This is a genomic window from Micromonospora siamensis (assembly GCF_900090305.1).
Taxonomy (GTDB): domain Bacteria; phylum Actinomycetota; class Actinomycetes; order Mycobacteriales; family Micromonosporaceae; genus Micromonospora; species Micromonospora siamensis.
This window is the reverse complement of the sequence record NZ_LT607751.1, coordinates 6056910-6069571: the sequence shown is the minus strand read 5'-3', so window position 1 is coordinate 6069571 and position 12662 is coordinate 6056910. Positions and strand designations below refer to the sequence as shown.

The 12662-nt window shown below is 74.5% G+C and carries 13 protein-coding genes; 7 read left to right on the top strand and 6 right to left on the bottom strand.

Going from position 1 to position 12662, the window contains the following annotated elements:
* Positions 1 to 2: 2 nt before the first annotated feature.
* Positions 3 to 1127: a uroporphyrinogen-III synthase gene (locus GA0074704_RS27755; RefSeq protein WP_088973209.1), complete on the bottom strand. Its 1125-nt coding sequence runs from the start codon at positions 1125 to 1127 to the stop codon at positions 3 to 5.
* A 150-nt stretch (positions 1128 to 1277) separates the two neighbouring features.
* Here GA0074704_RS27755 and GA0074704_RS27750 point away from each other — a divergent pair, with 150 nt between their 5' ends.
* The 6 genes from GA0074704_RS27750 to glmM all read left to right on the top strand — a co-directional run bounded on the left by GA0074704_RS27750 (position 1278) and on the right by glmM (position 5238).
* Positions 1278 to 1973 carry a class I SAM-dependent methyltransferase gene (locus tag GA0074704_RS27750; protein WP_088973208.1) on the top strand — a complete coding sequence of 232 codons (696 nt, stop codon included), beginning with the start codon at positions 1278 to 1280 and terminating at the stop codon, positions 1971 to 1973.
* 76 nt (positions 1974 to 2049) lie between these two features.
* On the top strand, positions 2050 to 2307 hold the full coding sequence (locus GA0074704_RS27745; protein ID WP_172880816.1) for a DUF6364 family protein: 258 nt from the start codon (positions 2050 to 2052) through the stop codon (positions 2305 to 2307).
* Entirely contained in the window at positions 2297 to 2590 is a 294-nt protein-coding gene (locus GA0074704_RS27740) for a hypothetical protein (RefSeq protein WP_088973206.1), read from the top strand. Before GA0074704_RS27745 ends, GA0074704_RS27740 begins: the two co-directional genes overlap by 11 nt.
* A 229-nt stretch (positions 2591 to 2819) precedes the next feature.
* Entirely contained in the window at positions 2820 to 3263 is a 444-nt protein-coding gene (gene rplM, locus GA0074704_RS27735) for a 50S ribosomal protein L13 (protein ID WP_088973205.1), read from the top strand.
* A gap of 20 nt (positions 3264 to 3283) precedes the next feature.
* Positions 3284 to 3766, top strand: a complete 483-nt coding sequence (gene rpsI, locus GA0074704_RS27730; protein ID WP_088973204.1) for a 30S ribosomal protein S9 — start codon at positions 3284 to 3286, stop codon at positions 3764 to 3766.
* 116 nt (positions 3767 to 3882) lie between these two features.
* Positions 3883 to 5238, top strand: a complete 1356-nt coding sequence (gene glmM / locus GA0074704_RS27725) for a phosphoglucosamine mutase (protein WP_088973203.1) — start codon at positions 3883 to 3885, stop codon at positions 5236 to 5238.
* A gap of 83 nt (positions 5239 to 5321) precedes the next feature.
* Here the strand turns inward: glmM and GA0074704_RS27720 are convergent, their stop codons facing one another.
* Together GA0074704_RS27720 and GA0074704_RS27715 are read right to left on the bottom strand one after the other, a co-directional pair.
* Positions 5322 to 6068: an ABC transporter ATP-binding protein gene (locus tag GA0074704_RS27720; RefSeq protein WP_088973202.1), complete on the bottom strand. Its 747-nt coding sequence runs from the start codon at positions 6066 to 6068 to the stop codon at positions 5322 to 5324.
* A gap of 2 nt (positions 6069 to 6070) precedes the next feature.
* Complete coding sequence (locus GA0074704_RS27715) at positions 6071 to 8899, bottom strand: FtsX-like permease family protein (protein ID WP_157743806.1); 2829 nt, start codon at positions 8897 to 8899, stop codon at positions 6071 to 6073.
* Between the two features lie 98 nt (positions 8900 to 8997).
* On the opposite strand from GA0074704_RS27715, the gene GA0074704_RS27710 reads away from it, so the two are divergent.
* On the top strand, positions 8998 to 9603 hold the full coding sequence (locus GA0074704_RS27710) for a PadR family transcriptional regulator (RefSeq protein ID WP_157743805.1): 606 nt from the start codon (positions 8998 to 9000) through the stop codon (positions 9601 to 9603).
* Between the two features lie 3 nt (positions 9604 to 9606).
* Here the strand turns inward: GA0074704_RS27710 and GA0074704_RS27705 are convergent, their stop codons facing one another.
* The 3 genes from GA0074704_RS27705 to GA0074704_RS27695 are packed head-to-tail and all read right to left on the bottom strand — an operon-like array spanning position 9607 to position 12521.
* Positions 9607 to 10707: a threonine aldolase family protein gene (locus tag GA0074704_RS27705; protein WP_088973199.1), complete on the bottom strand. Its 1101-nt coding sequence runs from the start codon at positions 10705 to 10707 to the stop codon at positions 9607 to 9609.
* Entirely contained in the window at positions 10704 to 11900 is a 1197-nt protein-coding gene (locus GA0074704_RS27700; RefSeq protein ID WP_088973198.1) for a pyridoxal phosphate-dependent aminotransferase, read from the bottom strand. The genes GA0074704_RS27705 and GA0074704_RS27700 overlap by 4 nt, the downstream gene beginning before the upstream one ends.
* A 24-nt stretch (positions 11901 to 11924) precedes the next feature.
* Positions 11925 to 12521, bottom strand: a complete 597-nt coding sequence (locus tag GA0074704_RS27695; protein WP_088973197.1) for an MmpS family transport accessory protein — start codon at positions 12519 to 12521, stop codon at positions 11925 to 11927.
* Positions 12522 to 12662: the final 141 nt, after the last annotated feature.

Sequence of the window (12662 nt, the reverse complement as noted above, 5' to 3'; positions counted from 1 at the left end):
GGTCAGTCCACCCGGAGCCGGTAGCCGCGTTTGACCACGGTCTGCACCACCGTGGGTGCGCGCAGGCCGGCGCGGAGTCGGGCCACCGCCATCTCCACGGCGTGCTCGTCGGCACCCCGGGGGAGGGTGCGCAGCAGCGTCGTACGGGAGAGGACCTTGCCCGGGACGCGGGCCAGCGCCCGGAGCACCGCCATCGGGGCCGGGGCGAGCGGACGCAGTTCACCGTCGACGACCGCGGCGTGTCCGCGCAGGGTGAGCAGGTGCCCGGCGGCCCGTACGGTGGTGGTCCGGCGCGGTAGCTCGTCCACGATGGTGCGGACCAGCGCGCCGAGTCGAGCCCGGCTCGGCGCGCTGACCGGCACGCCCCGACGGACCAGGGGCTCGGCGGTGACGGCGCCGACGCAGCCGGCCAGCACGTCGCCGCGGAACGCGGCCAGCACCGTCTCGGTCCGGTCGCCGGCCGCGCGCAGCAGCGCCTCGGCGGCCGGGGCGGAGGTGAAGGTGACCGCGTCGACCAGCCGGCCGGCGACCAGGTCGACGAGCCGGTGCAGCGGGGCGGGGTCGGCCGGCGGCGCCCAGCGGTAGACGGGCACCTCGACGACGGTGGCGCCGGCCTCCTGGAGCGCCTCGGTCCACTCGGGTTGCCGGTCGCCGTGCAGTTGCACGGCGACGACCTGCCCGGCGACCCCACGCCGGCGCAGGTGCTCGACCACCTCGGCGGAGCTCTCCGTCGCCGGGGACCAGTGGTGGCGCAGGCCGGCGGCGCGGATCGCTGCCCGCGCCCGGCTGCCCCGGGCCACCACGTACGCCTGCCCGAGCGCCCCGCGCAGCGGTTCGGCCAGCCCCCAGCCCTCGGCGGCCTCCAGCCAGCCGCGCATGCCGATGCCGGTGTTCGCCACCAGCACGTCGGGCGGTCGGTCGAGGCAGGCCCGGGTGGCCTCGCGCAGGTCGGTGTCGTCGGCCAGCGGCACGATCCGCAGCGCGGGGGCGAGCACCACCCGGGCGCCGCGCCGTTCCAGCAGGGTGGCCAGCTCGTCGCGGCGGCGGTCGGCGGTCACGCCGATGGTGAAGCCGGCCAGTTCGGTGCCGGTGGCGGGTTGCGTCGCCGGACGAACACCGTCTGTCATGTCGGAAAAGTGTGCCGCCGGGGGGTTTCGAGTCCGGGTCCCTTCTGTTTCGTGCCTGTCAAGAGCCGCCACCGCATCGCGCGGGGGTGCCGGGTCGAGACTGGACGGTCTAGTATGTGGGAGAACATTCCTACCTGTTGGGAGTCCCGGATGGTCGTGACGGAGGCGTTCGACGCCGTGGCCGGTTCCTACGACGAGGCCCGGCGGCGGCTGGTGCCGTGCTTCGACGCCTTCTACGGCACGGCGGTGGACGTCGCCCTCCCGCCGCTCCGGGCGGCGCTGGCGGCGGGGCGTACGCCGCAGGTGCTGGATCTGGGCGCGGGCACCGGCCTGCTCTCCCTGTTGCTCGGCGCGGTCCTGCCGGAGATCCGGGTGACCCTGGTCGACGGCGCGCCGCGGATGCTCGCGGTCGCCGCCGACCACCTGACCGCCCGGGGCGTGGCGCATCGCACGGTGCGCGCCGACCTGACGGATCCGCTGCCGTCCGGCCGGTACGACGCCGTGGTCTCCGCGCTCGCCATCCACCACCTGGACGACGACGGGAAGCGGGCCCTCTACCGCCGGGCCGCCACCGCGCTCGTCCCCGGCGGGGTCTTCGTCAACGCCGAGCAGGTCGCCGGTCCGACCCGGGCGCTCGACCGGCGCTACGACGAGGTCTGGACGGCCCGGATCACCGCGTTGGGCTCCGATGCGGCCGAGATCGCCGCCGCCCGGACGCGGATGCGGCACGACCGGCCGGCGCCGGTGGCCGCGCAGTGCGACTGGCTGGCCGAGGCGGGGTTGGTCGACGTTGACTGCTTCTTCAAGGAGTGGCGGTTCGCGGTGTTCGGTGGGCGTCGCCCCTGAACGGCCCGATGTCCGGTTAGCCGACCCGTGCGAGCGAGGATGACCGGTGGTCATACCAATGGGTAATCTTTCCGGCATGACCGCCAAGGTGACGTTGTCGTTCTCCGACGAGACGATCGAGGAGGCGCGCCGGTTCGCCAGGCGCGAAGGGCTGTCGCTCTCCGCCTGGATGGACCAGGCCGCGCGGGAGAAGGCGCTGCGCGAGGTGTTCACCGCGCACGCCACCGCCGTCGGCCGGGCCGGCCTCGACCTGGAGGCCGCCGCCCTCGCCGACGCCGACGAGGTGGGCATGGTCGACGACGTCCTCTTCGGCGGTCGCCCGCGTGCTGCGTAGGGGCGAGGTCTGGCGCATCGAGGGTGCCCGGGCGCGACTCGGGTTGGTGATCAGCTCCGACGTCTACAACTCCACGGACGTGCCCATCGTGATCGTCGCCGAGGTGGTCGACGAGTCGCTGCTGCGCGACTCGCCGCTCGCGGTGCCGATGGGGCGGTGGGTGGTGATGCCCGACCGGCTCTCCGCGCCGATGAAGAAGTGGTTCACCGAGTGTGTCGACGTGGCGGACACCGACACCATGCGCCGGGTCGGCCGGGCGCTGCGCATCCTCCAGGAACTCTGACCGCCACCGCCGTCGTGTGACCCCGGTCATCGGCGGAGGCCCGGCCACGCGGGGTGACCCCCCGTTTTGACCTGCCGACCGGGCGGCGGGTATCGTTGCCTGCTGTTGTACGACATCCAGAGGCGTGCCGCATCAGGTACGCTTGGTCGTTCGTGCGCGCTGGTTCGACCCGGTAAGCCTGGTCACCTCGGCGCGCGACCCCAGACCGACGACGAGACAAGGTAGACCTGTGCGTACGTACAGCCCGAAGCCGGGTGAGATCGAGCGTCAGTGGCACGTCATCGACGCCTCTGATGTCGTGCTGGGCCGCCTGGCCACCCACGCCGCCACGCTGCTGCGCGGCAAGCACAAGCCGACTTTCGCGCCGCACGTCGACACGGGCGACTTCGTCGTCATCGTGAACGCGGGCAAGGTCGCGCTGACCGGCAACAAGCGGCAGACCAAGGTCGCCTACCGCCACTCCGGTTACCCGGGTGGTCTGAAGCAGGTCGGCTACGAAGAGCTGCTGACCAAGCGTCCCGAGCGGGCCATCGAGCTTGCCGTGAAGGGGATGCTCCCGCACAACAAGCTCGGCCGTCAGCTGATCAAGAAGCTGAAGGTCTACGCCGGTGCCGAGCACCCGCACGGCGCACAGCAGCCGGTGCCGTTCGAGATCAAGCAGATCGCGCAGTGAGCGCGGGCGAAGGAAACAGCATGACCGACATCACCGAGACCGAGGTCGCCCCCGAGGCCACCGAGGCCCCCGAGGTCACCGAGGCGCCGGCGCCTGTCGCTCGCGCGCCGCGTGGTGACCGCCCGATCCAGACCGTGGGTCGGCGCAAGGAGGCCATCGTCCGGGTGCGTATCGTCCCGGGCAGCGGCAAGATCACCTGCAACGGCCGGGAGCTCGAGGCGTACTTCCCGAGCAAGGTGCACCAGCAGCTGATCAAGGACCCGCTGGTCACCGCCGAGAAGCCCGAGCAGTTCGACGTCATCGCCAACCTGCGTGGCGGCGGCACCACCGGCCAGGCCGGTGCGCTGCGGCTGGCCATCGCCCGCGCGCTGATCGTCAACGAGCCGGACGACCGCCCGGCCCTGAAGAAGGCCGGCTTCCTCACCCGGGACGCCCGGGTCAAGGAGAGCAAGAAGTACGGCCTCAAGAAGGCCCGTAAGGCTCCTCAGTACTCGAAGCGCTGACCTTCAGCGGCACGTTGTACTTCTGACGGACGGCCGGTCCCCCTCCTGCAAGCGGGAGGTGGCCCGGCCGTCCGCCTTTTCCCCCCCTGGAACGGTTTCATCGGAGGTTGGCGGGTATGGGTCGGTTGTTCGGCACGGACGGCGTACGCGGGCGGGCGAACGCGGATCTCACTCCGGAGTTGGCGCTCGCGGTGGCGGTGGCCGCCGCGCACACCCTCGCCGAGACCGACAAGAGTCATCCCCCGCTGGCCGTGGTCGGCCGGGACACCCGGGCCAGCGGCGAGATGCTGGAGGCCGCCGTGGTGGCCGGTCTCACCAGCGCCGGGGCGAACGTGGTCCGGGTCGGCGTGCTGCCCACCCCGGCGGTGGCGTTCCTCACCGCCGAGACCAAGGCGGACCTGGGCGTGATGCTCTCCGCGTCGCACAACCCGATGCCCGACAACGGCATCAAGCTCTTCGCCGCCGGTGGGCACAAGCTCCCCGACGAGCTGGAGATGCGCATCGAGGCGGCCGTCGAGGCGAACGCCACCACCGCCTGGGACCGGCCGATCGGCGCCGGCGTCGGGCGGGTGCACGACCTGCTCGACGGCGCCGACCACTACGTGCAGCACCTCGTCGGGTCGGTCCCGCACCGGCTGGACGGGATCAAGGTCGTGGTCGACTGCGCCAACGGCGCGGCCGCCGACGTCGCCCCGGTCGCGTACCGGGAGGCCGGCGCCGAGGTGATCGCGATCCACGCGGAGCCCGACGGCCTGAACATCAACGACGACTGCGGCTCCAACCACATCGACAACCTCCGCGAGGCCGTGGTCGCGCACGGCGCGCACCTGGGGCTCGCCCACGACGGCGACGCCGACCGGTGCGTGGCGGTGACCGCCGACGGCGAGGAGGTCGACGGCGACCAGGTGATGGCGATCCTGGCGCTGGCGATGCGGGAGGCCGGCACGCTCACCGGCGACACCCTGGTCGCCACCGTGATGAGCAACCTCGGCCTGCGCCTGGCCATGTCCCGGGAGGGCATCCGGCTGCTGGAGACCAAGGTCGGCGACCGGTACGTGCTGGAGGAGCTGCGCGCCGCCGGGCTGGCGCTGGGCGGCGAGCAGAGCGGCCACATCGTGATGCCCGCGCACGCCACCACCGGCGACGGGGTGCTGACCGGCCTGCACCTGATGGCCCGGATGGCCGCCACCGGCCGGTCCCTGACCGACCTGGCCGGCGTCATCACCAAGCTTCCCCAGGTGCTGATCAACGTCCCGGTCGGCGACCGTACCGTCGGGGCCAACGCGCCCTCGGTCCGCGCCGAGGTGGAGCGGGCCGAGGCCGAGCTGGGCGAGACCGGCCGGGTGCTGCTGCGCCCGTCGGGCACCGAGCCGCTGGTCCGGGTGATGGTCGAGGCCGGCACCGAGGCCACCGCCCGCGAGGTCGCCGAGCGGATCGCCACGCACGTGCGTACCGCCAGCCCGGCGGCCTGACCGGACGTCGCGCGGACGGGGCCGGGTTTCGGGGAGCGGCGGCGGGGACCACGCCGCCGGCCCGGGGCCCGGCCCCGCCGCCGTCAGAGCCGCAGCCGGCTGGCGCGGTCGAAGGTGTCGGCCGGGTCCTCGCCCGCGGTGAGGTCCTCGTCCTCGACGATCCGGCCGTCGCCCAGCCGGACCAGCCGGTCGCACCGGGCCGCCACCGCCCGTTCGTGGGTGGCGAGCACGATGGTCATGCCGTGCCGGTCGCGCAGGTCGAGCAGCAGGTCGAGGATCTGCGCGCCGGTGGTGGAGTCGAGGTTCCCGGTGGGTTCGTCGGCGAGCAACAGCCGTGGCGCGCCCATCAGCGCCCGGGCGATCGCCACCCGCTGCTGCTGGCCACCGGAGAGTTGGGCGGGCAGCGCCCGTTCCCGGTCGGCGAGGCCGACCGCGTCCAGCAGTTCCCGGGCCCGGGCCGCGTGGTCGGCGCGTCCCCGCCGGGGCAGCATCGGCGCGACGACGTTGTCCAGCACGGTCAGCGCGGGCAGCAGGTGGTAGCGCTGGAAGACGAAGCCGACCCGTTGCCGGTAGCGGGCCAGGTCCGCTCGACCCAGCGCGGTGACCTCCACGTCGTCCACCGTCACCGTGCCCTGGTCGGCGCGTTCGATGGCGCCGATCAGGTGCAGCAGCGTCGACTTGCCCGAACCGCTCGGCCCGGTCAGCGCCACCACCGAGCCCGGCGCGATCGTCAGGGACACGTCGTCGACGGCGGTCAGCCGTTCGCTGCCGGTGCGGAACTGGCGGACCAGCCCGGCGGTGCGGACGGTGCTGCCGGTGGTCGGATCCATGGTCACTCCTCTGCGAGCAGACGCGCGGTGGGCAGGCGGTGCAGCAGCGCGGCCGGTACCAGCGCCGCCAGGCAGGTGGCCAGCACGCCGGCCGCGGCCACGGCGGTGGCGACCAGCAGCAGCGCCGTCGGCAGCTCGCCGATCAGCCAGCCGGCCGCGCCGAGGCCGAGGGCCGCGCCGAGGGCGGCCCCGAGCAGGCCGAGGAGCGCGCCCTCCCAACCGATCAGCCGGGCCAGGGCGCTGTCGGTCCAGCCAATGGCGCGCAGGGTGGCCAGCTCGGCGGCCCGGTCCCGGATGTTGAGGTAGAGCACGTCGGCCACGGCCCCGGCGCCGAGCAGCACGGTGGCGGCGGCGGCGAGGGTGTCCGCGCCGCGCACGCTGAGCGACACCGTGTCGCCGAGCAGGGTGCCGACGATGGCGCCCCGGAAGGCGTACGCGGCGGCGCTCACCAGGGTCAGCGCGGCGACCCCGATGGCCAGGGCGGCGGCGGCGACGAGGGTTCGGCCGGGGGTCCGGACCAGGTTGCCCAGGGCCAGGCCGGCCAGGGTGCGGGGTCGGCGTACCCAGCGGGCGGTGGCGACCGGTGGGCGCAGCGCGGCGGCCGGGTGGGCGCGGGCGGCCCGTAGCGCCGGCGCCAGGCCGGCGACCAGCGCCAGCGCCAGGGCCACGGGTACGGCGAGCAGCGCCCGCCGCCAGTCGACGTCGATGTCGAGCGCGGCGCCCAGCGGAACCGCCAGTGCGACCGAGAGCAGCCCGGCGGCCAGGCCGAGGGCGGCGACCTCGCCGAGGATCAGTGCCCCGATCCGGCGGGCCGGCCAGCCGAGGCAGGCCAGCACGGCGAGTTCGGGGCGGCGGTCGCGGACGGCGGCGGAGACCGCATTGGCCAGGAAGAGTACGCAGACCACCAGGACCAGCACGAAGAGCACGGCGCTCTTGCGGTCGACGGCTTTGGTGATGGTGGAGGCGACCCCGAGCGCGGACCAGTTCTCGGTGAGCCGCAGCTCCGGTCGGCCGAACTTCCCGGCCGGCAGCGCCACGGTCTGCGGGGCGGGGGAGGAACCCAGGGTGATGTCGACGTCCAAGCCGGTGGCCTGGTTGATCCGTTCGGCGACCAGCCGGACCCGCTCGGCGGAGCGGTCGCTGTAGCCGTCCACGTCGGCCACCCGTACCCGGATCGCGCTGATCGGCGCGGTGCGCTGCGGGCTCATGCTGTCGACCAGCAGCTTCGGCACGCTCGCCAGGTTGGTCAGCAGCAGTGGCGGGGCGGAGAGGTAGCCGGCCGGGTTGCCGCTGGGCTGCAGCGGCCGGCCGCCCAGCGCGGCGCGGCTGCGCTCGTCGGCGCCGGGCACGGCCGGCGGCTCGTACGTCTCCAGCGGCACCTTGCCGAGGTCGCTGAACCCGGCCAGCTTCTCCGGGTCGAAGACGCCGACCGCCTTCCACTGGTGGTACTGGGTCAGCGCGCTCCCCTCCGCCCGGGGAATGGCCTTGACTGACCGGGAGCCGGAGTCGTCGGCCAGCCACGGCCGGGGCAGGAAGGAGACGGTCGACTGGGTGCCGTAGACGCGTGCATCGGCCGGGGGCGTCTCGCCGGCCCGCAGGGTGCCGTCCGGCAGCTCCTGGTAGGCGACCGGACCGGCCTGGATGATCCGGTCGAGCTGCCCCCAGCAGCACCCGTCGGCGCCGACGCCACGGTTCAGTTGCTCCCGGTAGGCGGTGGCCCCGTCGACCTCGCCGGTGCCGGCCGGGATCCCGCGTGCCCTGGCCAGGGCGCGCTCCAGGTCGATGGCGGGGGTGGCGAGCGGCCGGGTGTCGGGCAGCCGTTCGTAGCGGGCCTTCACCGTGCCGTCGAAGAAGGGCCGGCCGGTGGCGAGCACTGGGGCGGTACGAGTGATCAGGTTCGGCTGGCGCTCCTCGGTGACCGCGTCGCCGGCCCGCAGGCCGCGTCCGCCCACCACCGCCGCGTCCAGGCCGACCAGCCGGTTCTCGGCGGCCGGGTCGACGGCGGCGAGCAGGAACGGCACGGTCAGGTCACGGGTCAGGACGAGTCGGTCGGTGGCGGCGGGCCGACCGGAGCCGGCGGCGGTCACCGCCTCCACGGTCTCGAACGTCCCGTTCGGCAGCATCCGCACGGCGTCGATGGTCCAGAAGTCGCGTTCGGAGAGCGTCGCGGTGTTGCCGAGCAGCCCGAACTGCGGGGCGCAGATCAGCCGGGTGCCGCCGTCCGGCAGCACCTCCCGGGGAGCCGGTCCGCAGACCTCGTCCGGCGGGTACGACCGGCCGTCGGAGTAGGGCACGTCCTTCGTGCTGCCCCACTGGTCCAGCCGGGCGTGCAGCACCGGGTGCCGGGTCACGTACACGTAGCTGGGTTTGGCCCGCGTGGTGGAGAGGCCGCGTTCGGCGACGTACGTCGGCTCGACCCGGATCAGCTGCCGATCCAGTCGCGGGTCGACGGCGTCGGTGACGTCGAAGGTCAGCGGCACCCGCGAGGTGGAGTAGCCGAGCATGGCGATCGGGGCTGCCACCTCGACGCCGCCCAGCTCCTTGACCTGGTCGTACTGGGCGGTGGTGATGCCGCCGAAGAGGCCGGAGAGGTAGTTGGGGCGGACCAGCCGGCGCTGCGCCTCCAGCGGGCTGCGGGCGCCGGCCGGACGGACCAGGATGTCGTACGCGGCGCGGGTGTTCCGTTCGACCGTGCCGGTGACGGCGAGCCGGGAGGTGGTGGTGGCGCCGGTCAGGACGACGAACCCGGTGGTGGCCACCAGTACGCCCGACAGCAGCGCCACCGACCGACCGGCACGGCCGCGTAGTTGTCGCCAGATGAACTCGAACATGTCGCGCCTCCCCGTGTGCTGAGCACACTCTGCGCGATACATTGTCACAATGCAAGACCCGCCGGGCGGACGTCGTCCGGACCGGATTGGAGGAGACGGTGGCGATCCAGCACGCGGTCCTGGCCCTGCTCGCCCGCGGCCCCAGCTACGGCTACGAGCTCAAGGGCGCCTTCGAGGCGGCCGTCGGTCCACAGTGGGGGCCGCTCAACATCGGGCACCTCTACCAGATCCTGGAGCGGCTCTCCCGGGACGGCCTGGTGGTCGCCGAGCGGCACCCGCAGGCCGTCAAGCCCGACCGGGTGGTCTACGAGATCACCACCGACGGCCGGGCGGAACTGGACCGCTGGCTCACCGAGCCCAGTCCGCGCAGCGGCGGCTTCCGGGACGACTTCTTCCTCAAGGTGACCGCGGCGGCGCGTTCCGGCGAACCGGCCACCGTCCGCACGGTGCTCGGCAACCAGCGCGGCCACCTGATGCGCGAACTGCGCAACCTCGACGGACTGCGCCGCCGCTCCGACGACCCGGTGGTCCGGCTGCTGCTCTCCGCCGCGAGCCGGCACGTCGAGGCCGACCTCGCCTTCGTCGACGACGCGGAGGCCGCGCTGCTCGCCGACGGCGGCGCGACGCTGCGCACCCTGGCCGCCGCCGCTCCCGCAGGGCAGGCGGACGGCCGAGACAACGGTCCGGCCCGCGCGGCGGGCTGAGCGTCAGCCGGCGGCGACCCGGCGCAGGAAGCGGTCGGCCAGCTCCGCCACCTCGGCGGCGGTCAGCTCCAGCGCCGGCCCGGCGACGGTGACCTCGGCCACCGCCGTGCCCGGCAGTTCGGTGTCCCGCCAGCCACCCACGAACCACACCCGGTCCTGCTCGGCCAGGGCGAGGTTCGCCTCGTCGAGCAGCCGCGCCGGATGCGGCAGCCAGAACCGGAACTGGTGGGTGTGCGGCGGGGCCGGGTGCACCCGTCCCCCGGGCAGCCCGGCCAGGACGTCGGCCACCGTACGGGCGTGCGCCACCTGCCCGGCGAGCCGGGGGAGCACGTCGTCGAGCCCGGCCAGCGCCGCCGCGGCCGCCGGCCACTGCTGGAACAGCCGGCCGCCGTACCGGTGCTGCCAGGCGCGGGCGTAGCGGGCCAGGTCGTCGGGGCCGGCCAGCGCGGCGCCGGAGATCCCGCCGAGGGACTTGTAGAACGAGACGTACGTGCTGTCGGCGAGCGCGGCGACCTCGGGCAGGGAGCGCCCCAGGTGCGGGGTGGACTCCCAGAGCCGGGCGCCGTCCAGGTGCACCCGGGCACCCCGGTCGCGGGCCGCGTCGACCACCGCCACCAGCTCGTCCCAGGTCGGCAGGACGAAGCCGGCGTCCCGCAACGGCAGCTCCAGCAGCAGGGTGCCGATCGGCTCGTCGAGGCCGGCCACCTCCTCGGCGGTCGGGTTGCGCGGGGCGTCGGTGACGCGTACCGGGCGCAGGCCGGCCAGCAGCGGGAGAGCGTCCCGCTCGTGCACCATCGGATGGCTGAGCGGGTGCAGCCCCACCCCGGTGCGGCCGGTCAGCTCGGCGCCGTACCGGAGGGCGACCTGCTGCGCCATCGTCCCGGACGGGAAGAACACCGCCGCCTCGGTGCCGAGCAGCCCGGCGACCCGCCGCTCCAGCGCCTCGACCGCGCCGCCCTCGCCGTAGACGTCGGCCACCGGATCGTCGCCCAACGCCGCCCGGATCCGGTCCAGCTGTTCGTCCGGCGGGACCGGCCGGGCCCCGGAGAGGATCCGGTCGCAGCCCCGTTGCGCCGCCAACCGGCGGGCCCGTTCGGCGTTCACCGGCCGCCGGCCAGGGTGCGCAGCCGGGTCACCGCCTCGGCCAGCACCTCGGGCCGCTTGCAGAAGGCGAACCGGATCAGTCGCCGGCCGGCCGCCGGATCGTCGTAGAAGACCTGGTTGGGCACCGCCACCACCCCGCACCGCTCCGGCAGCGACCGGCAGAACTCCATCCCGTCCCGGCCGCCCAGCGGCGTGACGTCGGCGGTGACGAAGTACGTCCCCTCCGGAGCCAGCACCCCGAAGCCGGCATCGGTCAACCCCGCGACGAGCTGGTCCCGTCGGGCCTGCATGTCGTCCCGGAAGCCGGTGAAGTAGTCGTCGCCCAGCCCGAGCGCCACCGCCACGGCCGGTTGCAGCGGCGCGGCGTTGACGAAGGTGAGGAACTGCTTGACCCGCAGCACCGCCGAGACCAGCGAAGCGGGCCCGCTCACCCAGCCGACCTTCCAACCGGTGCAGGAGAACGTCTTGCCCGCCGAGGAGATGCGCAGCGTCCGCTCCCGCATCCCGGGCAGGGTGGCCAGCGGCACGTGCGGGGTGGCGGCGTCGGTGAAGACCAGGTGCTCGTACACCTCGTCGGTGACCGCGTACGCGCCGTGCTCCTGGCACAGCTCGGCCACCAGGGCCAGCTCCTGCGGCGTGAAGACCTTGCCGGTCGGGTTGTGCGGGGAGTTCAGCAGCACCAGCCGGGTCCGCGGCCCGAACGCGGCGCGCAGCTCGGCCGGGTCGAAGGCGTACCGGCCGTCGGCCCCGGGCCGCAGCGTCACCGGCCGGCGGACCGCCCCGGCCAGCGCGATCGAGGCGGCGTACGAGTCGTAGTACGGCTCGAAGCAGAGCACCTCGTCACCGGGCTCGCAAAGGGCGAGGATGCTGGCGGCGATCGCCTCGGTGGCGCCGGCGGTGACCACGATCTCGCCGTCCGGGTCGTACTCCAGCCCCCAGAACCGGCGCTGGTGCGTGGCGACCGCCGCGCGCAGCGCCGGGACGCCGGGGCCCGGAGGGTACTGGTTCTGCCCGCCGCGCAGCGCCTCGGCGGCGGCGGCGAGCATCTCCGGCGGGCCGTCGCTGTCCGGGAAGCCCTGGCCGAGGTTGACCGCGCCGGTGCGGACCGCGAGCGCGGACATCTCGGCGAAGACGGTCGTCCCGAACGGACGCATCCGGGCCACCAGCGGATCGACATTCGCGGTCGTCGTCACGCCGGCCAGCCTACGGGCCGGGGCTCAGCCGGTCATCCTGGCGCTGCAGTCGGCCACCGGTACGGCCCCACCCGCCGTGTCCCGGGCCCGTTCCACCCCGTCCACCAGCAGCCGGCAGCGGATCGTGCCACCGCCGCGCTCCCGGCTGGCCAGCATGGTGGCGCCGACGCCCGCGGCGGCGCTCAGCTCCGCCCGCCAGGGCAACCGGCGGGTCTCGACGTTCTGCGGTGTCCCGCCCTCGACCCAGTAGAGGACGCTCGCCGGTCCCTCGCCGGTCAGCTCGAAGACCACGGTGTGCGCGGCGGAACCACTCGGCGCCGCGCCACCTCCGCCCAGTACCGGCCCGCCGCCCGTCTGGTCGGGCCGCGGGCCGGCGGTGATGGTCGGACCCGGGGCCGGCGCCGCCGCAGGGGTGGTCCAGACGCCCTGCCGGTGCAGGAAGGTGACCGCGGCCACGGCGGCCGCCAGGCCGGCGACCAGGCCGCGCAGGACCCGGCGCGCGGAGGGTCGCGCCGGCCCGGTGAAGGGGTGTTCGGTCGCTGAGCCGCGCAGGTCGGCCCAGTCGTCCCGGGGGCCCTCGGCCGGCGGCCGACGGGACGGTGACGGGGTGGGGTCGGACATCGAGCGGCCTTCCGGACGTGCACGGGGGAACCGGGACATCCTTCCGCATCCGACCTCGCTCGACCACCCCGTCGTCGGGTCGTCGACCGGACCGGTTTGTCCCGGAGATGCCCGCCGACGCCCCGATCGATCAAATGGTGT